This window comes from Streptomyces sp. NRRL F-6676 (genome assembly GCF_000725625.1).
In the GTDB taxonomy this organism is placed as follows: domain Bacteria; phylum Actinomycetota; class Actinomycetes; order Streptomycetales; family Streptomycetaceae; genus Streptomyces.
The window spans coordinates 1-238 of record NZ_JOHS01000153.1; the positions used below are offsets into that span (position 1 = coordinate 1).

The 238-nt window shown below is 67.2% G+C and carries 1 pseudogene; it reads left to right on the forward strand.

Annotation, left to right across the window (positions count from 1 at the left end):
- Window positions 1-238, forward strand: a pseudogene (locus IO29_RS31405) (trehalose synthase); the annotation flags it as partial.

A 238-nucleotide genomic window follows, 5' to 3' on the forward strand; every position in this document is an offset into this window, starting at 1 on the left:
CGACCGCAACGCGGGCTTCTCCTCCTGCGACCCCGGCCGCCTCTTCCTGCCCACGATCATGGACCCCGTCTACGGCTACCAGGTCACCAACGTCGAGGCATCCATGTCCTCGCCGTCCTCCCTGCTGCACTGGACCCGCCGCATGATCGAGATCCGCAAGCAGAACCCCGCCTTCGGACTCGGCTCCTACACCGAACTGCCCTCCTCCAACCCCGCCGTCCTGGCCTTCCTGCGCGAA